Origin of the sequence: Microbacterium meiriae (assembly GCF_040702565.1) — a bacterium.
GTDB classification, from domain to species: domain Bacteria; phylum Actinomycetota; class Actinomycetes; order Actinomycetales; family Microbacteriaceae; genus Microbacterium; species Microbacterium meiriae.
Genome location: NZ_JBFBLJ010000001.1, coordinates 865,298 through 885,628 on the forward strand (window position 1 = coordinate 865,298; position 20,331 = coordinate 885,628).

The 20,331-nt window shown below is 69.9% G+C and carries 21 protein-coding genes and 2 tRNA genes; 13 read left to right on the top strand and 10 right to left on the bottom strand.

The genetic code is table 11. The features are described 5' to 3' along the window. The first annotated feature begins 9 nt into the window (after positions 1 to 9). From AB0310_RS04160 to ligA, 3 genes are read left to right on the top strand one after another with little or no spacing between them, the layout of a single operon-like run. A complete protein-coding gene (locus tag AB0310_RS04160; RefSeq protein WP_363444091.1) occupies positions 10 to 1,185 on the top strand; it encodes a cysteine desulfurase family protein in 1,176 nt (391 codons plus the stop codon). Between the two features lie 9 nt (positions 1,186 to 1,194). Continuing rightward, entirely contained in the window at positions 1,195 to 2,292 is a 1,098-nt protein-coding gene (gene mnmA / locus AB0310_RS04165; protein ID WP_366236639.1) for a tRNA 2-thiouridine(34) synthase MnmA, read from the top strand. Between the two features lie 38 nt (positions 2,293 to 2,330). Then, on the top strand, positions 2,331 to 4,646 hold the full coding sequence (ligA, locus tag AB0310_RS04170) for an NAD-dependent DNA ligase LigA (RefSeq protein WP_366236640.1): 2,316 nt from the start codon (positions 2,331 to 2,333) through the stop codon (positions 4,644 to 4,646). Positions 4,647 to 4,649: 3 nt separating this feature from the next. Here ligA and AB0310_RS04175 read toward each other — a convergent pair whose 3' ends face one another. From AB0310_RS04175 to AB0310_RS04185, 3 genes are read right to left on the bottom strand one after another with little or no spacing between them, the layout of a single operon-like run. Continuing rightward, on the bottom strand, positions 4,650 to 5,129 hold the full coding sequence (locus AB0310_RS04175; RefSeq protein WP_187664012.1) for a GNAT family N-acetyltransferase: 480 nt from the start codon (positions 5,127 to 5,129) through the stop codon (positions 4,650 to 4,652). 11 nt (positions 5,130 to 5,140) lie between these two features. Further along, complete coding sequence (locus AB0310_RS04180) at positions 5,141 to 6,979, bottom strand: DEAD/DEAH box helicase (protein WP_396654857.1); 1,839 nt, start codon at positions 6,977 to 6,979, stop codon at positions 5,141 to 5,143. Positions 6,980 to 7,025: 46 nt separating this feature from the next. Beyond that, positions 7,026 to 8,726: a long-chain-fatty-acid--CoA ligase gene (locus AB0310_RS04185; protein ID WP_366236641.1), complete on the bottom strand. Its 1,701-nt coding sequence runs from the start codon at positions 8,724 to 8,726 to the stop codon at positions 7,026 to 7,028. 64 nt (positions 8,727 to 8,790) lie between these two features. Between AB0310_RS04185 and gatC the strand changes: the two genes are divergently transcribed. The 6 genes from gatC to AB0310_RS04215 are packed head-to-tail and all read left to right on the top strand — an operon-like array spanning position 8,791 to position 14,343. After that, positions 8,791 to 9,090, top strand: coding sequence for an Asp-tRNA(Asn)/Glu-tRNA(Gln) amidotransferase subunit GatC (gene gatC / locus AB0310_RS04190; RefSeq protein ID WP_025103377.1), 300 nt, complete (start codon positions 8,791 to 8,793; stop codon positions 9,088 to 9,090). Beyond that, a complete protein-coding gene (gatA, locus tag AB0310_RS04195) occupies positions 9,087 to 10,604 on the top strand; it encodes an Asp-tRNA(Asn)/Glu-tRNA(Gln) amidotransferase subunit GatA (RefSeq protein WP_366236642.1) in 1,518 nt (505 codons plus the stop codon). Before gatC ends, gatA begins: the two co-directional genes overlap by 4 nt. Beyond that, the gene (gene gatB / locus AB0310_RS04200; protein ID WP_259951623.1) at positions 10,604 to 12,118 is read left to right on the top strand and encodes an Asp-tRNA(Asn)/Glu-tRNA(Gln) amidotransferase subunit GatB; all 1,515 of its coding nucleotides are present in this window, start codon (positions 10,604 to 10,606) and stop codon (positions 12,116 to 12,118) included. The genes gatA and gatB overlap by 1 nt, the downstream gene beginning before the upstream one ends. 48 nt (positions 12,119 to 12,166) lie before the next feature. After that, positions 12,167 to 13,423, top strand: a complete 1,257-nt coding sequence (dinB, locus tag AB0310_RS04205) for a DNA polymerase IV (RefSeq protein WP_366236643.1) — start codon at positions 12,167 to 12,169, stop codon at positions 13,421 to 13,423. 37 nt (positions 13,424 to 13,460) lie between these two features. Further along, complete coding sequence (locus AB0310_RS04210) at positions 13,461 to 13,778, top strand: hypothetical protein (RefSeq protein ID WP_071328758.1); 318 nt, start codon at positions 13,461 to 13,463, stop codon at positions 13,776 to 13,778. Then, positions 13,762 to 14,343, top strand: a complete 582-nt coding sequence (locus AB0310_RS04215; RefSeq protein WP_187664017.1) for a nucleoside/nucleotide kinase family protein — start codon at positions 13,762 to 13,764, stop codon at positions 14,341 to 14,343. Before AB0310_RS04210 ends, AB0310_RS04215 begins: the two co-directional genes overlap by 17 nt. Before the next feature lie 6 nt (positions 14,344 to 14,349). On the opposite strand, the gene AB0310_RS04220 is transcribed toward AB0310_RS04215, so the two are convergent. The 6 genes from AB0310_RS04220 to orn all read right to left on the bottom strand — a co-directional run bounded on the left by AB0310_RS04220 (position 14,350) and on the right by orn (position 16,967). Continuing rightward, on the bottom strand, positions 14,350 to 14,847 hold the full coding sequence (locus AB0310_RS04220) for a DUF2017 family protein (RefSeq protein ID WP_366236644.1): 498 nt from the start codon (positions 14,845 to 14,847) through the stop codon (positions 14,350 to 14,352). Beyond that, positions 14,844 to 15,131: an ATP-dependent Clp protease adapter ClpS gene (gene clpS, locus AB0310_RS04225; protein ID WP_232089236.1), complete on the bottom strand. Its 288-nt coding sequence runs from the start codon at positions 15,129 to 15,131 to the stop codon at positions 14,844 to 14,846. The genes AB0310_RS04220 and clpS overlap by 4 nt, the downstream gene beginning before the upstream one ends. Before the next feature lie 2 nt (positions 15,132 to 15,133). Further along, positions 15,134 to 15,481 carry a metallopeptidase family protein gene (locus AB0310_RS04230; RefSeq protein WP_187664020.1) on the bottom strand — a complete coding sequence of 116 codons (348 nt, stop codon included), beginning with the start codon at positions 15,479 to 15,481 and terminating at the stop codon, positions 15,134 to 15,136. 30 nt (positions 15,482 to 15,511) lie between these two features. Beyond that, on the bottom strand, positions 15,512 to 16,141 hold the full coding sequence (locus AB0310_RS04235; RefSeq protein WP_187664021.1) for a LysE family transporter: 630 nt from the start codon (positions 16,139 to 16,141) through the stop codon (positions 15,512 to 15,514). An 87-nt stretch (positions 16,142 to 16,228) separates the two neighbouring features. Continuing rightward, positions 16,229 to 16,304 (bottom strand) — tRNA-His (locus AB0310_RS04240). A 36-nt stretch (positions 16,305 to 16,340) separates the two neighbouring features. After that, positions 16,341 to 16,967 carry an oligoribonuclease gene (orn, locus tag AB0310_RS04245; RefSeq protein WP_187664022.1) on the bottom strand — a complete coding sequence of 209 codons (627 nt, stop codon included), beginning with the start codon at positions 16,965 to 16,967 and terminating at the stop codon, positions 16,341 to 16,343. Between the two features lie 61 nt (positions 16,968 to 17,028). Between orn and AB0310_RS04250 the strand changes: the two genes are divergently transcribed. Then, a tRNA-Arg gene (locus tag AB0310_RS04250) sits at positions 17,029 to 17,104 on the top strand. A gap of 27 nt (positions 17,105 to 17,131) precedes the next feature. On the opposite strand, the gene AB0310_RS04255 is transcribed toward AB0310_RS04250, so the two are convergent. Next, entirely contained in the window at positions 17,132 to 17,407 is a 276-nt protein-coding gene (locus AB0310_RS04255; protein WP_292795213.1) for a hypothetical protein, read from the bottom strand. Positions 17,408 to 17,613: 206 nt separating this feature from the next. Here AB0310_RS04255 and AB0310_RS04260 point away from each other — a divergent pair, with 206 nt between their 5' ends. From AB0310_RS04260 to ettA, 3 genes are all read left to right on the top strand, one after another. Next, entirely contained in the window at positions 17,614 to 18,069 is a 456-nt protein-coding gene (locus AB0310_RS04260) for a single-stranded DNA-binding protein (protein ID WP_187664024.1), read from the top strand. A 9-nt stretch (positions 18,070 to 18,078) separates the two neighbouring features. Then, entirely contained in the window at positions 18,079 to 18,564 is a 486-nt protein-coding gene (locus tag AB0310_RS04265; RefSeq protein WP_259951562.1) for a DUF6993 domain-containing protein, read from the top strand. An 80-nt stretch (positions 18,565 to 18,644) separates the two neighbouring features. Beyond that, on the top strand, positions 18,645 to 20,324 hold the full coding sequence (ettA, locus tag AB0310_RS04270) for an energy-dependent translational throttle protein EttA (RefSeq protein ID WP_025103391.1): 1,680 nt from the start codon (positions 18,645 to 18,647) through the stop codon (positions 20,322 to 20,324). The last annotated feature ends 7 nt before the right edge of the window (positions 20,325 to 20,331 follow it).

Consider the following 20,331-nt stretch of genomic DNA (forward strand, 5'->3'; position numbering starts at 1 on the left):
AATCGACGTATGCGGCACTATCTCGACCACGCGGCGACGACCCCGCTGCGCCCGGAGGCCAGGGACGCGTGGCTGGAGGCGTCCGTCATCGTCGGCAACGCCTCGTCGACGCACGGGGCAGGGCAGGATGCGCGCCGGGTGCTGGAGGAGTCCAGGGAACGCGTGGCCGCGGTTCTCGGGGCCGACCCGATCGAGGTGGTGCTGACATCCGGCGGGACCGAGTCCATCAACCTCGCTCTCCAGGGCCTGTGGCGCTCGCGTCGTCCGGGCTCTTCGGCGGTCGTCGTGCCGGACGGTGAGCATCACGCGACGATGGACACGGTCGCCGCCCTCGTCTCCGACGGAGCCGAGGTGCGCGCTGTTCCTCTCTCTGCCCAGGCGCGCATCGACGGAAGCCGCTTCGCGTCGGCCCTGCCCGGTGCGGCGTTCGCGACCGCGCTCGTCGCGAACAACGAGACCGGGACGGTCAACGACGCGGCGGCTCTGACCGCGGCCGCCGCCGATGCCGGAGTGCCGCTGCACCTCGACGCGGTCGCCGCGCTCGGGCACCTCCCGCTGTCGTTCCGGGAGCTGAGGGGCGGTGCGGACGAGGGGACGGGCCTGGTGGCGCTCAGCGTCGCCGGTCACAAGGTCGGCGCGCCCGTGGGCGTCGGTGCGCTGGTGGTCGCTCGGTCCGCCCGACTGACCCCGCTTCTGCGGGGCGGGGGCCAGCAGCGGGGTCTGCGTGCGGGTACGCAGGATGTGCCGGGAGCCGCGGCACTGGCGACCGCGCTCGAGCTCGCCGAACGGGAGCGGGCCGCCGAGACCGTCCGGGTGGGCCGCTTGCGCGACCGTCTCGTCGAGGGGGTCCGTGCGCGGGTGCCGGCGGCGGAGCTCCTGGGCGACCCCGATCACCGTCTTCCCGGGACCGCGCATCTGCTCTTCCCCGGTGCCGTGGGGGAGAGCCTGCTGTTCCTGCTGGACGTGGCCGGGGTCTCGGCCTCCACGGGATCCGCCTGTCAGGCGGGGGTCGCCGAGCCCTCGCACGTCGTGATGGCGATGGGGCGCAGCGAGTCGGACGCCAGGAGCGTGCTGCGATTCTCTCTCGGCCGGACCTCGACGGACGCCGACGTCGACGCGGTGCTCGGGGCGATCGGCGATGCCTATGCCCGGGCATCCGGGGCCCGTGCAGCCGAGCGCTCGTAGACTGGACCCATGCGAATCCTTGCGGCCATGAGCGGCGGTGTGGACTCCGCCGTCGCGGCCGCCAGGGCCGTCGAGGCGGGGCACGATGTGGTGGGCGTGCACCTGGCGCTCTCCCGCGCCGGGGGGACCCTGCGCACCGGCAGTCGAGGCTGCTGCACGATTGAGGACGCGCTGGACGCCCGCCGGGCCGCCGACCTCCTGGGCATCCCCTTCTACGTGTGGGACTTCTCCGAGCGCTTCCGGGATGACGTGATCGACGACTTCGTCGCGGAGTACCGCGCCGGTCGTACTCCGAACCCGTGCATGCGGTGCAACGAGAAGATCAAGTTCGCGGCCCTGCTGGAGCGCGCCCTGGAGCTCGGCTTCGACGCCGTCTGCACCGGACACTACGCGACCCTGGTGGATGGTCCTGAGGGTCTCGAGCTGCACCGGGCCTCGGACAACGCGAAGGACCAGTCCTACGTGCTCGGTGTCCTGACGGCCGACCAGCTCGCGCACACCTATTTCCCGCTCGGGACCACGCCGTCGAAGGCCCTCGTGCGGGCGGATGCGGAGCAGCGCGGTCTCAGCGTGGCCCAGAAGCCGGACAGTCACGACATCTGCTTCATCCCCGACGGCGACACCCGGGGGTGGCTGGCCGAGAAGGTCGGCACGGCCACCGGCGAGATCGTCGATCGCACGGGCGCGGTCGTCGGCGCGCACGAGGGCGCGCACGCGTTCACCGTCGGCCAGCGGCGCGGGCTCAAGCTCGGTGTCCCGGCGGCGGACGGCAAGCCCCGCTTCGTCCTCGAGGTGCGCCCCGTGTCGAACACGGTGGTCGTCGGCCCCAAGGAGGCCCTGGCGATCGCCGAGATCGCGGGGGAGCGTTTCAGCTGGGCCGGCGCCGCACCTGCCGCGTCGACGTTCGCGTGCGATGTGCAGATCCGCGCGCACGCCGAGCCGGTGCCCGCCACGGCCACCGTGACCGCGGAGGGCGTCCGCGTGGTGCCGCAGACTCCGCTCGACGGCGTCGCCCCGGGACAGACCGCCGTGCTCTACGTCGGCACACGTGTGCTCGGGCAGTTCACGATCGATACGACCGTCTCCGCCGTTCCGGTCGGCGTCTGATCCGGGTGGATGTCGGTCCCCGCTCCTAGACTGGCGGGGTGCCGGAGAACATCTCACTGGAAGACGCCCGCAGCGAGGCGGAGGAGCTGACCACCCGCATCCTCGCGGCGAAGGACGCGTACTACGGGCGCGACACGTCGCTCGTCGACGACGCGACGTACGACGGCTGGATGCGGCGCCTGGAAGAGCTCGAGCGCCTGCACCCCGAGCTCCAGGGTCAGGACTCGCCGACGCAGATGGTCGGCGCGGCCGAGGCGACAGGGCTCGCGACCATCGAGCACGCCGAGCGCATGCTCAGCCTCGACAACGTCTTCTCGATCGAGGAGCTGCGGGAGTGGGCGCAGAAGACGCGGGCGGCCGCCGGGCGCGACGTCGATTGGCTGACCGAACTCAAGATCGACGGGCTCGCGATCAATCTGCGATACGAGCACGGCGTCCTGACGTCGGCCGCGACCCGCGGTGACGGGCGGGTCGGCGAGATCGTCACCGAGAACGCGCTCCGGCTCCCCGAGATCCCGGAGCGGCTCGCCGGGGAGGGACACCCGCCGATCGTCGAGGTCCGCGGAGAGGTCTTCATCCCCGTCGCCGCGTTCGAGCGCCTGAACGCGGCGCAGGCGGCTTTCCGCGACCGCGCGTATGCCGACGCCCTCGCGCGGTGGGAGGCCAGGGGCGGCGCGAAGAGGCCGTTCGATGAGGAGAAGGCGCGCACCGCGGCGGCGCGGCGCTTCCCGGCCTTCGCCAATCCCCGCAACGCCGCCAGCGGCGGCCTGCGTCAGCAGATCGACAAGAAGGACGGCCTGGAGCTCGAAGCGGGCCTGCTGCGCATCGAGTCGCTCGCGCTCTACGTGCACGGCATCGGCGCCTGGACGAACCCGCCGGTCGCGGCGCAGAGCCAGGTCTACGAGCTGCTGGCCGCCTGGGGGCTGCCGACGAGCCCGCACACCAAGGCGTGCCGCAGCATCGACGACGTCGTCGCCTTCGTCGAGCACTACGGGGAGCACCGGCACGACATCGAGCACGAACTGGACGGCATCGTGGTCAAGGTCGACGAGCTCGACCTGCACGACGAGCTCGGGGCCACGAGCCGGGCCCCCCGCTGGGCGATCGCCTACAAGTACCCGCCGGAGGAGGTGCAGACGAAGCTCCTCGACATCGTCGTCTCCGTCGGGCGCACCGGTCGCGCCACTCCCTTCGCGGTCATGGCACCGGCTCACGTCGCCGGATCCGTGGTCCGTCAGGCCACGCTCCACAACAAGGACGTGGTCAAGGCCAAGGGCGTGCTCATCGGCGACACCGTGGTGCTCCGGAAGGCGGGCGACGTGATCCCCGAGGTGCTCGGCCCCGTGGTCGAGAAGCGGGACGGGACGGAGCGGGAGTTCGTCATGCCGGCCGACTGCCCCGAGTGCGGCACGCCGTTGCGCGCCATGAAGGAGGGCGACATCGACCTCCGTTGCCCGAACGCGCGGTCGTGCCCTGCGCAGGTGCGCGGACGCGTCGAGCACATCGGTTCCCGCGGCGCCCTCGATGTCGAGGCCCTGGGCGAGGTCACCGCGGCGGCCCTGACCCAGCCCACGACTCCGGCCGAGCCCCCTCTGAGCACGGAGGCGGGGCTGTTCGCCCTCACGCTGGAGCAGCTCGTGCCGATCGAGGTCGTCGTACGTGATGCGGAGACGGGTCTGCCGCGCGAGGACGAGGACGGCCTCGTGAAGACGCGCGCGCCGTTCCGACGGAATCCGACCGCCGCCGAGAAGAAGTCGGGTCTGGAAGGTCCGCAGCCGTCCTCGCAGGCGCTGACACTGCTCGCGGAGCTGGAGAAGGCGAAGACCAAAGACCTCTGGCGGCTGCTCGTCGCGCTCAACATCCGCCACGTCGGACCGGTCGCGGCGCGGGCGCTCGCGCAGTGGTTCGGGTCGCTCGACGCGATCCGGGAGGCATCGCGGGAAGAGCTCGCCGCGGTCGAGGGCGTGGGCGGCATCATCGCCGACTCCTTGCTCGCGTGGTTCGACGTCGACTGGCACCAGGACATCGTCCGGCAGTGGACGGATGCGGGCGTGCAGTGGGCGACGCCGGGCCACCCCGGGCCGGGAGCAGCTGTCGCCGCCGGGGGAGTGCTGGAAGGCCTCACGGTGGTCGCGACGGGATCTCTCGACGGCTACACCCGCGAGGGCGCGCAGGAGGCGATCATAAAGGCCGGCGGCAAGGCGGCCTCGAGCGTCTCCAAGAAGACCGACTTCGTGGCCGCCGGTCCCGGCGCCGGCTCCAAGCTCGCGAAGGCGGAGGAGCTCGGCGTCCGCATCCTCGACGCCGCGCAGTTCCACGTGCTGGTCACGGAGGGCCCTGCGGCGCTGGAGTGAGGCTCAGGCGCTCTCCGGGGCCGCCGTGGTGGGCGCGAGGAACTGTCGCAGCCGCGGTGAGTCCGCGAATCCCAGCTTCTGGTAGAGACCCACGGCGGCCTCGCTCGAATGCACGGTGATCCGCTCGGCACCGACGGACACGGCGTGCGCGCAGGCGGCGGCGACGAGGCCGCGGCCCGCTCCGCGCCCTCGATGCTCCGGGAGGACGAAGACGCTCTGGATGTCCGCGGAGATGCGATCGACCGCCCCGGGCCGCGGCACACGCGGCACGAGGGCGACCCAGGCGGCACCGACGATACGGTCATCCTCCTCGGCGCGCGCGACGAAGGCGACGTGGGTGCGGGCGTGCGCCTGCCACCAGTCGCCGAGTTCCGCGGTGTACGTGTCGAGCGATCGACCGGCCGTCAGGTCCCTCGGCACGTCCTGCCACTTGAGCTGGGCGAGCGCGGGGAGATCCTCCCTGCCGGCGCGGTCGATGCGCATCGTCGGTCCGCTCAGGCCTTGTGACGGGGCTTCCGGAAGGGCTTCTCCTCGCGGTCGCCGTGCGCCGGGCGCTCGTCGCGGTCGCGCTTGTCGTAGCGGGTCGGGCGACCACGGCCGTCGCCGTCGCGCGAGGACGACCCGCGTCGCGCCCCGGGGCCACGGTCGGGAGCGATCTCGATCAGTCGTCCCGAGATACGGGTGTCGCGGAGCTTGTCGAGGACGGCGGGGTCGAGGTTCGCTGGAAGCTCGACGATCGAGAAGTCGGGACGGATGTTGATCGCCCCGAAGTCGTCGCGGCCCAGACCACCCTCGTTCGCGAGCGCGCCCACGATCTGTCGCGGCTCGACGCGGTGCCGACGACCCACCTCGATGCGGTACGGCGTGTAGTCGCCGCGGCCGCGACGCTCCCGGGGTTCGCGCGGCTCCCGCGTCTGCCGCTCGCGCGGCGGGCGGTTGTCGGCGGCCACGGCCTGCGACAGGGCGTCCTGGGCGGGGTCGAGGAGCAGCGGCGTGGCGCCCTGGGCGACCACGGCGAGAGCGGCCGCGACGTCGCCTTCGGGCACATCGTGATGCCGCACGTAGTGGGCGATGATGTCGCGGAACGCGTCGATGCGCGTCGTCTCCGAGAGCGCGGTCGTGATGGCGTCGTCGAAGCGGGCGAGCCGCGTCGTGTTCACGTCCTCGGTGCTCGGGAGCTGCATCTGCGTGGGCTGCTGACGCGTGGCCTTCTCGATGTGCTTGAGCAGGTAGCGCTCGCGCGGGGTGATGAAGCTGATCGCGTCACCCGTCCGGCCGGCCCGCCCGGTCCGTCCGATGCGGTGGACGTACGACTCGGTGTCGGTGGGGATGTCGAAGTTGACCACGTGGCTGATGCGCTCGACGTCGAGGCCGCGGGCGGCGACGTCCGTGGCGACGAGGATGTCGAGCTTGCCGTCCTTGAGCTGGTTGACGCTGCGCTCGCGCTGCACCTGCGGCACGTCGCCGTTGATGGCGGCGGCGGAGTATCCGCGGGCGCGGAGCTTCTCGGCCAGGGTCTCGGTCTCGTTCTTCGTGCGGACGAAGACGATCATCCCATCGAAGTTCTCCACCTCGAGGATGCGGGTCAGAGCGTCCACCTTCTGCGCGTAGGAGACGACGAGGTAGCGCTGGGTGATGTTCGTGTTGGTCGCGGTCTTGGACTTGACCGTGATCTCCTCCGGGTCGCGGAGGTACTGCTGCGCGAGGCGGCGGATCTGCGCGGGCATCGTCGCCGAGAACAGGGCGACCTGCTTCTCCTCCGGCGTCTGCGCGAGGATCTGCTCGACGTCTTCGGCGAAGCCCATCTTCAGCATCTCGTCGGCTTCGTCCAGCACGAGGTACTGCAGCTCGGAGAGGTCGAGCGTGCCCTTGGCGAGGTGGTCCATGATGCGGCCGGGGGTTCCCACGACGACGTGCACGCCACGGCGGAGCGCGGACAACTGCACCCCGTAGCCCTGACCGCCGTAGACGGGGAGCACGTGCACGCCCTTCATGCGCGACGCGTAGGACTCGAAGGCCTCGCAGACCTGCAGCGCGAGCTCGCGGGTCGGGGCGAGGACGAGCGCCTGCGGCGTCTTCTGCGTGACGTCGAGCCGCTCCAGCACGGGGAGGGCGAAGGCGGCGGTCTTGCCGGTGCCGGTCTGCGCCATGCCGACCACATCGCGGCCGGCGAGCAGCGTCGGGATCGTCGCGGCCTGGATGGGCGAGGGGGTCTCGTAACCGAGATCCTTGATGGCCTTGAGGACCGGCCCGGTGATGCCGAGGTCCTCGAATCCGGGGGTTGCGGGGGACTCGTCAGGGGCGTCGGTGGGGGTCACTTCTTCAGGGGTCACTTCCCAAGGGTAGCGCGCCCGGCGACCCGCTTCCTGTGCGACCGGGTCAGACGCCCGAGGTGAGGGCGAGCAGCTTCTCCTTCACCTGCCGGCGGAGCACCTTGCCGATCAGCGACGTCGGCAGCTCGTCGACGACGAAGACGCGGCGCGGCACCTTGTACGGCGTGAGGATGCTGCGGGCGTACTCGCGGATCGCCTCGACATCGACATCGGCCCCGGGGTCGACGACGATCGCCGCCACGACCTCCTCGCCCGAGTGGTCGCTGGGCAGTCCGACGACCGCAGCGTCGACGACCGACGGATGCTGGCGCAGCGCGTTCTCGACCTCGGTGGGGGCGACGTTGAAGCCGCCCGTGATGATGAGCTCCTTGATCCGGTCGACGATCCGCACGAATCCGGCGTCGTCGATCGTGACGATGTCGCCGGTCCGGTACCAGCCGTCGACGAACACGGCCTCCGTCTCCTCAGGCTTTCCGTAATACCCGGAGAAGACCTGAGGGCCGCGCACGACGAGCTCGCCCGCGGAACCTTCCGGGACGTCCTCGGTGGGGTTCTCCGGATCGACGACGCGGCACTCCGTCCCGGGGAGCGGGAGGCCCACCGTGCCGGGGACACGGTTGTCGGCCACCGGGTTCGCCATGAGCACGGGCGAGCACTCGCTCAGACCGTAGCCCTCGACGAGATAGCCGTGCGTCGCGGCTTCGAACGGGACGACGAGTTCGTGCGGCAGCGCCATGGCGCCGGAGATCGCCACTTCGATGCCGTCGAGGGAGACGCCCTTGGCGTTGGCGGCCGCGAGCAGCCGGTCGGCGATGGGCGGCACGAGCGGCAGGAACGTCGCCGGGTGCTTCTTGACCACGTCCAGCACGAGATCGGGATCGAACTTCGGGAACAGCACGAGGCGCGCCCCCATCGACATCGCGAAGGTGAGGCAGAGGGTCAGGCCGTAGGCGTGGAACATGGGCAGCACGGCGTACACGACGCAGCCCTTGCCGCGCTGGATGGACGGGACCCAGGCCTGGGACTGTGCCGCATTGGCGAGGAGGTTGCGGTGGGTGAGGGCGGCGCCCTTCGGCGTGCCCGTGGTCCCCGACGTGTACTGGATGATCGCCAGGTCGTCCGTGCCGGGCTGCGGATGCGAGGCGGGGATCGGGGCACCAGCGACCACCGACTCCCAGAGGACGGTGCCGCGGACGCGCTCGGTCAGCGCCGCCCGCGATTCCCTCGCCTTCGCCACCGGCAGCCGGAGCGCGAAGCGGGTGAGTGCGGGCATGGCGCGAGTGACGTCAACGGACACGAGCGTCGAGACGGCCAGGTCGCTCGGGAACTCCTGCACCGTCGCGACGACCTTGTTCCAGACGATCGCGTGCTTGGCCCCGTGGTCCTCGAACTGCTTGCGCAGCTCGCGAGGGGTGTAGAGCGGGTTGTGCTCGACCACGACCGCGCCGAGCCGCAGCACGGCGTAGAACGCGATGATGTGCTGCGGGCAGTTCGGCAGGACGATGGCGACCGGGTCGCCGGCGCGGACGCCGAGATCCCGGAGCCCCGCCGCGGCGCGATCGATCGCCTCCTGCAGCTGTGCGTAGGTCGTCTCCCGGCCGAAGAACTGGAGGGCCGGGGCATCCGGGTAGTCCCGCGCCGACGCGGCGACGATGTCCACGAGGGAGCCGCTGACGGGGGCGAGGTCCTCCGGAACGCCGTCGGCGTAGCTGGCGATCCACGGGCGAGGGGGCTGGAACGTGCTCACGCGCCCAGCTTAGGCGGGCCGCGCCGCGCCGAGCGGCGGGCGGCTCGCCAACTAGACTGAGGGCGTGTCTGAAATCACCCCTGATCTTGTGCGCCATCTCGGCGTGCTCGCGCGCATCCAGCTGAACGACGACGAGGTGACGCGGCTCACGGGCCAGCTCGACGCCATCGTCGACAACATCGCCAAGGTGTCCGAGGTCGCGACCGCCGATGTCGCCGCGACCAGCCACCCGATCCCGCTGAGCAACGTGTTCCGTCCCGACGTGGTCGGCGAGACGCTCACGCACGAGCAGGTGCTGCAGAACGCCCCGGACCAGGCCGACGGCCGGTTCCGCGTCACCGCGATCCTGGGAGAAGAGCAGTGAGCGACATCATCCGACTGACGGCGGCGGAGCTCGCCGACAAGCTCGCGGCGCGGGAGGTCTCCAGCGTCGAGGCCACGCAGGCGCACCTCGACCGCATCGCCCAGGTCGACGGCGACGTCCATGCGTTCCTGCACGTCAACGAGCACGCGCTCGACGCGGCGGCCGACATCGACGCCCGTCGCGCCGCGGGGGAGGACCTCGGGCCGATCGCCGGTGTCCCGCTCGCGATCAAGGACGTGCTCGTCACGACCGATCAGCCGACCACGAGCGGCTCGCGGATCCTCGAGGGCTACCGCTCGCCCTACGACGCGACCGTCGTGGCCCGCTCCCGCGCCGCCGGACTCATCCCGCTCGGCAAGACGAACATGGACGAGTTCGCGATGGGCTCGTCGACGGAGCACTCCGCCTACGGCCCGACCCGCAACCCCTGGGATCTCGACCGGATCCCCGGGGGCTCGGGTGGGGGCTCTGCCGCCGCCGTCGCCGCCTTCGAGGCCCCGCTCGCCCTCGGCTCGGACACCGGCGGATCGATCCGTCAGCCTGCGCACGTGACCGGCACGGTCGGCGTGAAGCCGACGTACGGCGGTGTCAGCCGATACGGCGCCATCGCGTTGGCGTCGAGCCTCGACCAGGTCGGCCCGGTCACCCGCACGGTGCTCGATGCCGGTCTGCTGCACGACGCGATCGGCGGCCATGACCCGAAGGACTCCACGTCGCTCGACGAGCAGTGGCCGTCCTTCGCGGCGGCCGCACGCGAGGGTGCGCGCGGGGACGTCCTCAAGGGTCTGCGCGTCGGCGTCATCCGCGAGCTCCCCGACAGCGGTTTCCAGCCGGGCGTCGCGGCATCGTTCCGCAGTGCGCTGGCGCTGCTCGAGGCGCAGGGCGCGGAGATCGTGGAGATCGGTGCGCCGCACTTCGAGTACGGCGTGGCCGCCTACTACCTGATCCTGCCGGCGGAGGCCTCGAGCAACCTGGCCAAGTTCGACTCGGTGCGCTTCGGTCTCCGCGTCACTCCGGCCGGGAACCCCACCGTCGAGGACGTGATGTCCGCCACGCGCGACGCCGGCTTCGGCGACGAGGTCAAGCGCCGCATCATCCTCGGCACCTACGCGCTGTCGGCGGGCTACTACGACGCGTACTACGGCAGCGCGCAGAAGGTCCGCACGCTGATCCAGCAGGACTTCGCCGCGGCCTTCGCCGATGTCGACGTCATCGCGACCCCGTCGGCGCCGACCACCGCGTTCAAGCTCGGTGAGAAGATCGACGACCCGCTGCAGATGTACCTCAACGACATCACGACGATCCCGGCGAACCTCGCCGGTGTCCCCGGCATCTCGATCCCGAGCGGTCTTGCGGACGACGACGGCCTGCCCGTCGGCATCCAGTTCCTCGCCCCGGCGCGGGAGGACGCTCGTCTGTACCGCGTGGGCGCCGCCCTCGAGACGCTGCTCGTGGACTCCTGGGGCGCGCCGCTGCTGTCCCGTGCCCCCCAGCTGGAAGGAGGCGCGCGCTGATGGCCGCTGCCAAGCTCATGGACTTCGACAAGGCGCTCGAGATGTTCGAGCCGGTCCTCGGATTCGAGGTGCACGTCGAGCTCAACACGAACACGAAGATGTTCTCCGACGCGCCCAACCCCGCGAACGAGGCGTACCACGCGGCGGAGCCGAACACCCTGATCGCGCCGGTCGACCTGGGTCTGCCCGGTTCGCTGCCGGTCGTCAACGAGACGGCCATCCGATCCTCGATCAGCCTCGGCCTCGCGCTCGGCTGCTCGATCGCCGAGTCCAGCCGTTTCGCCCGGAAGAACTACTTCTACCCGGACCTCGGCAAGAACTATCAGATCTCCCAGTACGACGAGCCGATCGCCTTCGAGGGCTCGGTGGAGGTGGAGCTCGAGGACGGCACGATGGTGACGATCCCGATCGAGCGCGCGCACATGGAGGAGGACGCCGGCAAGCTCACGCACATGGGCGGCTCGACCGGGCGTATCCAGGGTGCCGAGTACTCGCTCGTCGACTACAACCGTGCCGGTGTCCCGCTCGTCGAGATCGTGACGAAGACCATCTTCGGCACCGATCACCGGGCCCCCGAGGTCGCCAAGGCCTACGTCGCCGCCATCCGCGACATCGTCCGCGGGCTCGGGATCTCCGAGGCTCGCCTCGAGCGCGGCAACCTCCGTTGCGACGCCAACGTGTCTCTCCGTCCTCGTGGCGAGGAGAAGCTCGGCACGCGCACGGAGACGAAGAACGTCAACTCGATGCGCTCGGTGGAGCGTGCGGTGCGGTACGAGATCCAGCGCCAGGCGCAGATCCTCGCCGACGGCGGCACCATCACCCAGGAGACGCGGCACTGGCACGAGGACACCGGGACCACCTCTCCCGGCCGTCCGAAGTCGGATGCCGACGACTACCGGTACTTCCCCGAGCCCGACCTGCTTCCGGTGCAGCCTCCCCGCGAGCTGATCGAGGAGCTGCGTGCGGCGCTGCCCGAGCAGCCCGTCGCCCGCCGTCGCCGGCTCATGGACGAGTGGGGCTTCACCCCGCTGGAGTTCCAGGACGTGCGCAACGGCGGTCTGCTCGACGTCGTCGAGGCCACGATCGCCGCCGGGGCCACGCCCGCCGCGGCACGGAAGTGGTGGACGGGGGAGATCACCCGCCTCGCCAACGCGCAGGAGAAGGACGCGGTCGACCTGGTCAGCCCGGAGAGCGTCGCCGCACTGCAGCAGCTCGTCGATGCCGGCACGCTGACCGACAAGCTCGCGCGCCAGGTGCTGGAGGGCGTGATCGCCGGGGAAGGCACGCCGCAAGAGGTCGTCGACGCCCGTGGTCTCGCCGTGGTCTCGGACGACGGCGCCCTCATCGCGGCGATCGACGAGGCTCTCGCCGCGCAGCCCGACGTGATGGCCAAGATCCAGGATGGCAAGGTCCAGGCGGCCGGTGCCATCATCGGCGCGGTCATGAAGGCCATGAAGGGCCAGGCCGACGCCGCACGCGTCCGCGAACTCATCCTCGAGCGCGCCGCGCAGTGATTCTCGCCCCCGGGCCTCCGTGTCGGAGGCCCGGGGGACAATGGACTCATGGGACACGGTGATGGCAGAGGCCGCATGGTGTCCTCCGCCGACGCCGACGATTCCGGGACGCGGATCCTCCACGTCGACATGGATGCGTTCTACGCCGCCGTCGAGGTGCTGGATGATCCGGGTCTTCGCGGGCTGCCGCTGATCATCGGATCCCCGGACGGACGATCGGTCGTCTCCAGTGCTTCCTACGAAGCACGGCGCTACGGCGTGCGCTCCGCCATGCCCGTGTCGCAGGCTCTGCGGTTGTGTCCCACCGCACGTATCGTCCCGCCGCACTTCTCTCGGTATCAAGAGGTCTCGCGGCAGGTGATGGCGATCTTCGAGTCGTTCACGCCGCTCGTGGAACCGCTGTCGGTGGACGAGGCCTTCCTCGACGTGCAGGGTGTGCGCCGGCTCTGGGGGAGTCCCGCCCGGATCGCCGCCCAGATCCGCGAGCGCGTCCTCGCGGAGGTCGGCATCACCTGCAGCGTCGGCGTGGCCGCGACCAAGCACGTCGCGAAGATGGCATCGACCATGGCAAAGCCCGACGGAATGCTCGTAGTCGCCGAGCACGACTCTCTCGCGTTCCTCGCGCCGCGCCCGGTACGGGCGCTGTGGGGAGTGGGGCCGAAGGCGGCGGAAGCTCTGGAAGCCCGCGGCCTCCGCACGATCGACGACCTGCGCACGGCGCCGCCGGAGATGCTGGACCGGGCTGTCGGGCCGGCGCTCAGCACGCGGCTCGCGCAGCTCGCCCGGGGAGAGGACCCCCGCGCCGTCGACACCGAGCGCGTGGAGAAGAGCATCGGCCACGAGGAGACGTTCGACCAGGACATCACGGATCGAGCGTTCCTCCGCGCCGAACTGCTCCGGCTCGCCGATCGCGTGGGCGCCCGCCTGCGTCGGGCCGGGTGGGAGACCTCCACGGTCGCGATCAAGATCCGCTTCGACGACTTCCGGACCGTCAACCGATCGCAGACGCTGAGCGAACCCACCGCGGTCGGACAGCGCATCGGCGAGGCGGCGCAGGGTCTGTTCGCGCTCATCGAGCGTCGCGACCCGATCCGCCTCGTGGGAGTCCGCGCCGAGAACCTCCGGCCTGCGGGAGGTAGCGCGCTGGCGCTCTGGGATGACGACGAGGGCTGGCGCAAGGTCGAGGGGGCGGTCGACGAGGCCATGGCACGGTTCGGTTCGGCGACGATCAGCAGAGCGCGCCACATCGGACGAGGTGAAGGACGAGGTGCCGCTCGCCATCCGAAGGATCACGGCGTCGATTGACCGCGCGCCGGAGGCCGCCGTCGGCTACCGTGGGAACATGCCGAACATTGCACTGGAACTCGGGAATCAGGTCGCGTCCTTCGGCGTGAAGAGCGCATACGGGGAGCCGCAGGAGATCGACGGTGTCACCGTCACTCCGGTGGCGTTCACCTACGCGGGCTTCGGCGGCGCCAGCGGCGACGGAGGAGAAGGCGGCGGGGGCGGCGGCGTGTCGGTCCCGGTCGGTGTTTACGTCCGTCGCGAAGAGGGACTGCGCTTCGAGCCGAACATCGTGACGCTCCTGGTCGTGGCCGTGCCCTTCGTCTGGGTCACAGGTCGGGCACTCACGCGCATCATCCGTGCCCTCAAGAAGTGACGACGCGGTCGCAGCTGCTCTCTCGCACGCCGCGACACTGATCGTCGAGGACGTCCGCGCACTCGCGGCGTCCAATCCTGTCGTGATCATCGACGGGGGAAGCGGCGCCGGCAAGACCTCTCTGGCTGCGCGTGTGGCACATGCCTGGCCGGTTGCCGGCCGCGTGCAGGTCATCGCGCTGGATTCGCTGTACCCGGGCTGGGACGGACTCGACGGGGGCGCGGAGAAGGCGCTGGAGGGCATCCTCCGCCCGCACGGACGCGGCCTGCTCGGCGCCTGGCGTCGCTGGGATTGGGAGCGCGGCGAGGAGGCGGAGACCCACGCCGTGGATCCCGCACTCGGGGTCATCGTCGAGGGCAGCGGGATCCTGCGTCCGTCCACGGCACGGCTGGCGGATGTCCGCGTCTGGGTGGAGTCCGGGGAACAGTCACGCAAGTCACGGGCGCTCGCCCGGGACGGAGACACCTACCGCCCGCACTGGGACCGCTGGGCGGCGCAGGAGCGCCGTCACGTCGAGCGGGACCACCCCCGCGAACTCGCCACCCGAGTCGTCGAGGTTCCCTGAGCTCACTCAGCGGAGGGCGTCGGCGTCGCTCTCGTCCACGGCTTCGATGAGGAGTTCGAGGCGGTATCCCAGCCAGCCGTACACCGCTTGGCCATCGCCCCCGACGTCGGGCTCGTCGTCGGTGATGCCGAGGCGCGTCGCGATCACGAGGCGGATGGCGGTGAGGGTGCGCAGCCAGGCGTCCACGTGGTCACGGCGCACCACGACATCGCGAGGGATCCGGGCATCGGCATCGGTCACCTCGGCGTCGGGGTCGAACATCTGCAGCGATGCGCGAACCGTGCGGGCGTCGTGCAACCGCCGGTCGAGGAGGTCCGCGCGCGTGGCGGAGGCGAATGCGGCCGACGCATCGTCGTCGTCCGGGTAGGCGTTCGGGGTCAGCCGGGCCACCCCCGGGTCGTCCTGTTCGGAGTCCCGCAGCACCTCCATGAAGTCATCGACGAGTCGGGCCAGGTGCATCCCCTCGATCGTGGCGACGGAGACGGTGATCGGCGTGGTGTTCATGCGGCCTTCCTGACGGTCGCCCAGAGTCCGTAGTCGTGCATCGCCTGAGCGTGCACCTCCATGGTCTCTCGCGGGCCGGTGGCGACGATCGCGTGGCCGTCGTGATGAACGGCGAGCATGAGGCGGGTGGCGTGTTCGGTCGTGTAGCCGAAGTAGGTGCGGAAGACGCGCACGACGTAGCTCATCAGATTCACGGGGTCGTTCCATACGACGACCTCCCAGGGCTCCAGCGGAGCAGCGAACAGGTCTGTGGTCTCCTCGACCTCGGGAAGAGCGGTCGACATGATCATGCCCACCCGAGCTCATGCAACTGCGCGTCGTCGATGCCGTGGAAGTGCGCGATCTCATGGACGAGCGTGGTGTGAATCTCGTCACGGAGTTGGTCGATGTCGTCGCACTGTGCGAGGTGCGGCTCCCGGTAGACGATGATGCGGTCGGGCAGCTCGCCCATCCCGTATTGCGTGCGCTCCGTCAGCGCCAGGCCGTCGTAGAGGCCGAGCAGGTCGAGACCGCCGTCCTCCGGACGGTCCTCCACGACGAAGACGACGTTCTCGAGCTGCTCGACCATCTCGTCAGGCAGCTGGTCGAGCTCGTCGATCACGAGGGCCTCGAAGGCCGCGGCGTCCATGTCCATCGCCTCCAGCCTACGGCGACGGCCGGGTGCTCAGTGCAGAAGGACGAGGAGGGCTGCCACGCCGATGAAGAGGGTTCCGAACACCGTATTGAGGATCCGCTGTCCCTGCGGGGAGCGCGTGAGACGCCGGAAGGGACGCGCCGCCGTGGCGAAGAACCCCCACATCACCAGGACGTCGACGACCACGACCGTCGCGACGAGTGCCAGGTACTGGGGGAGCGGTGGCTGGTCCAGTCGGATGAACTGCGGGATGAACGCGAGGAAGAACACGATCGCCTTCGGGTTCAGCAGGTTCACCCAGAACCCGCGGCGCATCATCGACCAGTGGCTCTCCCGGGCGTCCACAGGATCCGGCGCGTCGTCGAGTGCCGGCGCGGGCCGGGTCAGGATCAACCGGATCCCGAGGTAGACGAGGTAGGCGGCGCCGGCGTACCGGATGACGTTGAACAGGAGATCCGAGCGTGAGACGAGGAGCCCGACTCCAGCGGCGACGATCACCACATGGACGATGAGCGCGATCTGTTGGCCGATGATGCCCCAGATCGAGCGCTTCCAGCCCTGGGTGAGGGAGTTGGACATCGTGTTGATCGCGCCGGCTCCCGGCGTGAAGCTGATCACCACGGATGCGGTGAGAAGGGAGAACCAGACCGCCAGTGACACCAGGACAGTCTAGGGCCGCGCGACCACGGGGCCGGACCGGCCGAAAGGCGAAGAGGCTCGGACCGAACGGTCCGAGCCTCTTCGAGCTGGGGTGAGTAACGGGGCTTGAACCCGCGACCTCCTGGACCACAACCAGGCGCTCTACCAGCTGAGCTATACCCACCATGCGCCCGCCGAAACAGGCAACCCCACGAGTCTATTACATGTTCGAGGTGAACTCCGACACCGTGCGGGCGGCGATCTCCTTCGCATCATCGCTGGAAGGTCCCGGTTCGTCGACGAAGACGGCTTCGCGGTAGTAACGCAGCTCGCGGATCGACTCGAGGATGTCCGCCAGCGCGCGGTGCCCGCCGTCCTTGGCAGGTGCCTGGAAGAACACCCGCGGGTACCAGCGGCGGGAAAGCTCCTTGATGCTGGAGACGTCGACGTTCCGGTAGTGCAGCCACTGGTCGACCTGTGGCATGTACTTCGCGAGGAACATCCGGTCGGTGCCGATCGTGTTGCCGGCGAGAGGCGCGCGGCGCTCCAGCGGGACGAAGCGGCGGATGTAGGCCAGCGTCTGTTCCTCCGCCTCCTCGAGGCTGATCCCCTGCGGGATCTCCTCGATGAGCCCGGAGGTCTCGTGCATCGCGGTGACGAAGTCGTTCATGTGCGCGAGGGCGTCCGCGCTCGGACGGATGACGACCTGGAAGCCGGGGTCGAGCGGACGCAGCTCGAAGTCGGTGACCACCACCGCGATCTCGACCAGTTCATCGATGGCGAGATCGAGTCCCGTCATCTCACAGTCGATCCAGACGAGGCGGTCGTTCTCGGAAGCAGTCACCATGTCGCCATCCTATCGACGGCCCCGACATCCGCCGGGGGAGCGCGGTACGGTAGAGATGTCCGCCTCCGTAGCTCAGGGGATAGAGCAGGAGCCTTCTAATCTCTTGGTCGCAGGTTCGAATCCTGCCGGGGGCGCCAGTGATCGCCGGTCACGTCGACCGGAGGTCAGCAGTGTCGCAGCGCGTCGACGGCGTCGTCCGCGCGCCAGAACTCGCCGATCAGCCGGAAGTCACCCGTCGCCAGATGGAGCCGCTCCGCCCGGTACCGGAGGCCGAGAGGATCGGCCACCACGCGCAGGTGGCCGAGGACGTGCTCGCGGCTGTCCTGTACGCGCCACAGGTGATCGGCGGCACGGACGAGGTGCTCTCGCCGGGACGCGAGCGGCGGGGCCACGAGGGGGATTCCGGGAGCAGGGATCGAAGCGGTGGTGGTGGCGGTCATGGTCTCTCCTTCCATGGTTCGAACATACGACCGACCACCGACATTGGCCCGCGCCTCGGTATCCGGCGGTGACCTGGCTTCTTCTGCACGGATGACGGTTGCCTTAGCCCGTCCACAGATCGCGCGATCGTGCCCCTGCAACCTGCTCCGCGAGGTGCACGCTGGAGGGCATCCGGCCGCTGAGCCGGCAGCGAGAGGACGAACGCATGATCGACACCGTGACCATCGTGGGGAGAGTCGCGACGGAGCCCACCCCGGGGCGGACGAGTGCGGGGGTGCCCGTCACGAACTTCCGGCTGGCGAGCACGCACCGGCGCTTCGACGCAGCGAGCGGCTCGTGGGTGGATGCGGGGACCAACTGGTTCTCGATCGCCGCCTTCCGCCAGCTCGCGGAGCATGCGCGCGCATCGCTCAGGGTCGGCGACAGCGTCATCGTCTCGGGACGACTGCGCGTACGACCGTGGGAGAGCAATGGCAAGCAGGGGACGAGCGTCGACATCGACGCCGACACGATCGGACACGATCTGCGGTGGGGGACCACCGCGTACCGACCGAGCACCCGTCCGTCTCCCACGGATGTGGAGGTGAGCGGGGACGTCCCGACGACCGATGAGGAAGGGCGCGATGCGTGGGAGCAGCCGGCGGAGGGCGAGGCGGCCTAGACTCTGCTCGTGCTCCGATCGGTCCTGAACTCCCGCGCTGCGGCGCTCGTGCTCGTCGCCGGTCTCTCGGCAGCCGTCCTCGCCGGATGCGCCCCGGAGCCGGAGGTGACGCCGACCCCGACCGGGACGGCCAGTGCCACGCCGACACCGCCGGCCGCGCCTGCTCTGGTGCCGGGCGGGAGCGCCGCAGACAACCTTCCCGTGTTCACCGCAGTGGCCGAACAGGTGTGGGGCACGGAGCAGCGTGCGGAGGGGCGGGCATACGTCGACGGTCTCGTCGCGGCGGGATTCGATCGGGACGCCATGCAGCTCACGCCGGACCAGTCCACGGTCGGGAACCCGGCGGAGAGCATCCAGTTCTCGGTCCGCTGGGGCGAGGAGGAGTGCCTGATCGGGCAGGTCGGGCCCTCCACCGGCGCCGTCGTGACCACCGTCATGCCACAGCTCGCCGGCGGGCGCTGTCTCGTGGGCGTGACGCGGCCGATCGACTGGTGACCCGCGTACACAGATAAGCCCGCTCACGGCCGGTAGGCTGGAGTGTCGATCTTCGACGCCAACAGAAGGAGCGGTTTTCGGTGGCTGAGTACATCTACTCCATGGTTCGTGCCCGCAAGGCGGTGGGTGAGAAGCTCATCCTGGACGACGTCACGATGGCGTTCCTGCCGGGCGCGAAGATCGGCATGGTCGGCCCCAACGGCGCCGGAAAGTCGACGATCCTCAAGATCATGGCGGGGCTCGACACGCCCTCCAACGGTGAGGCCAAGCTCTCGCCGGGCTACTCCGTGGGCATCCTCATGCAGGAGCCCGAGCTCGACGAGTCGAAGACGGTCCTGGAGAACATCCAGGACGGCATCGCCATCAAGGCCAAGGTCGACCGGTTCAACGAGATCTCCGCGCTGATGGCCGACCCGGACGCCGACTTCGACGCGCTGCTCGCGGAGATGGGCACGCTGCAGGAGGAGATCGACGCGGCGGACGGCTGGGACCTCGATTCCCAGCTCGAGCAGGCGATGGACGCCCTGCGCACCCCGCCCGGCGACGCGGCCATCGCTCCGCTCTCCGGTGGCGAGAAGCGCCGTGTGGCGCTGGCCAAGCTGCTGCTGCAGAAGCCCGACCTGCTGCTCCTCGACGAGCCCACCAACCACCTCGACGCCGAGAGCGTGCTCTGGCTCGAGCAGCACCTCCAGTCGTACAAGGGCGCCGTGATCGCGATCACCCACGACCGGTACTTCCTCGACCACGTGGCCGAGTGGATCGCCGAGGTCGACCGCGGCCGCCTCATCGGCTACGAGGGCAACTACTCGACGTACCTGGAGAAGAAGGCCGAGCGCCTCGACATCCAGGGCAAGAAGGACGCCAAGCTCGCGAAGCGCCTCAAGGACGAGCTCGACTGGGTCCGCTCCAGCGCGAAGGGCCGCCAGACCAAGTCGAAGGCCCGTTTGGCCCGGTACGAGGAGATGGCGGCCGAGGCGGAGCGGACGAGGAAGCTGGACTTCGAGGAGATCCAGATCCCTGCCGGTCCTCGACTCGGCAACGTGGTCATCGAGGCGAAGAACCTCAAGAAGGGCTTCGACGGGCGCTCGCTCATCGACGGCCTGAGCTTCAGCCTCCCGCCGAACGGCATCGTCGGCGTCATCGGTCCGAACGGCGTCGGAAAGACGACCCTGTTCAAGACCATCGTCGGTCTCGAGCCCCTGGACGGCGGAGACCTGAAGATCGGCGAGACCGTCAAGATCAGCTACGTCGACCAGTCGCGTTCGTCGATCGACCCGAACAAGACCCTGTGGGAGGTCGTGTCCGACGGACTCGACTTCATCACGGTCGGCAAGACCGAGATCCCGTCCCGTGCCTACGTGTCCAAGTTCGGGTTCAAGGGTCCGGACCAGCAGAAGAAGGCCGGCGTGCTCTCCGGTGGTGAGCGCAACCGTCTGAACCTCGCGCTCACCCTCAAGGAGGGCGGCAACCTGCTCCTCCTCGACGAGCCGACCAACGACCTCGACGTCGAGACCCTGAGCTCCCTGGAGAACGCGCTGCTCGAGTTCCCCGGCTGCGCCGTGGTCATCACCCACGACCGGTGGTTCCTCGACCGGATCGCGACGCACATCCTCGCCTACGAGGGCACGGACGAGAAGCCCGACCAGTGGTACTGGTTCGAGGGCAACTTCGAGGCTTACGAGCAGAACAAGATCGAGCGCCTCGGGCCGGACGCGGCCAAGCCCCACCGCTCGACCCACCGCAAGCTCACGCGCGACTGAGCCGGTC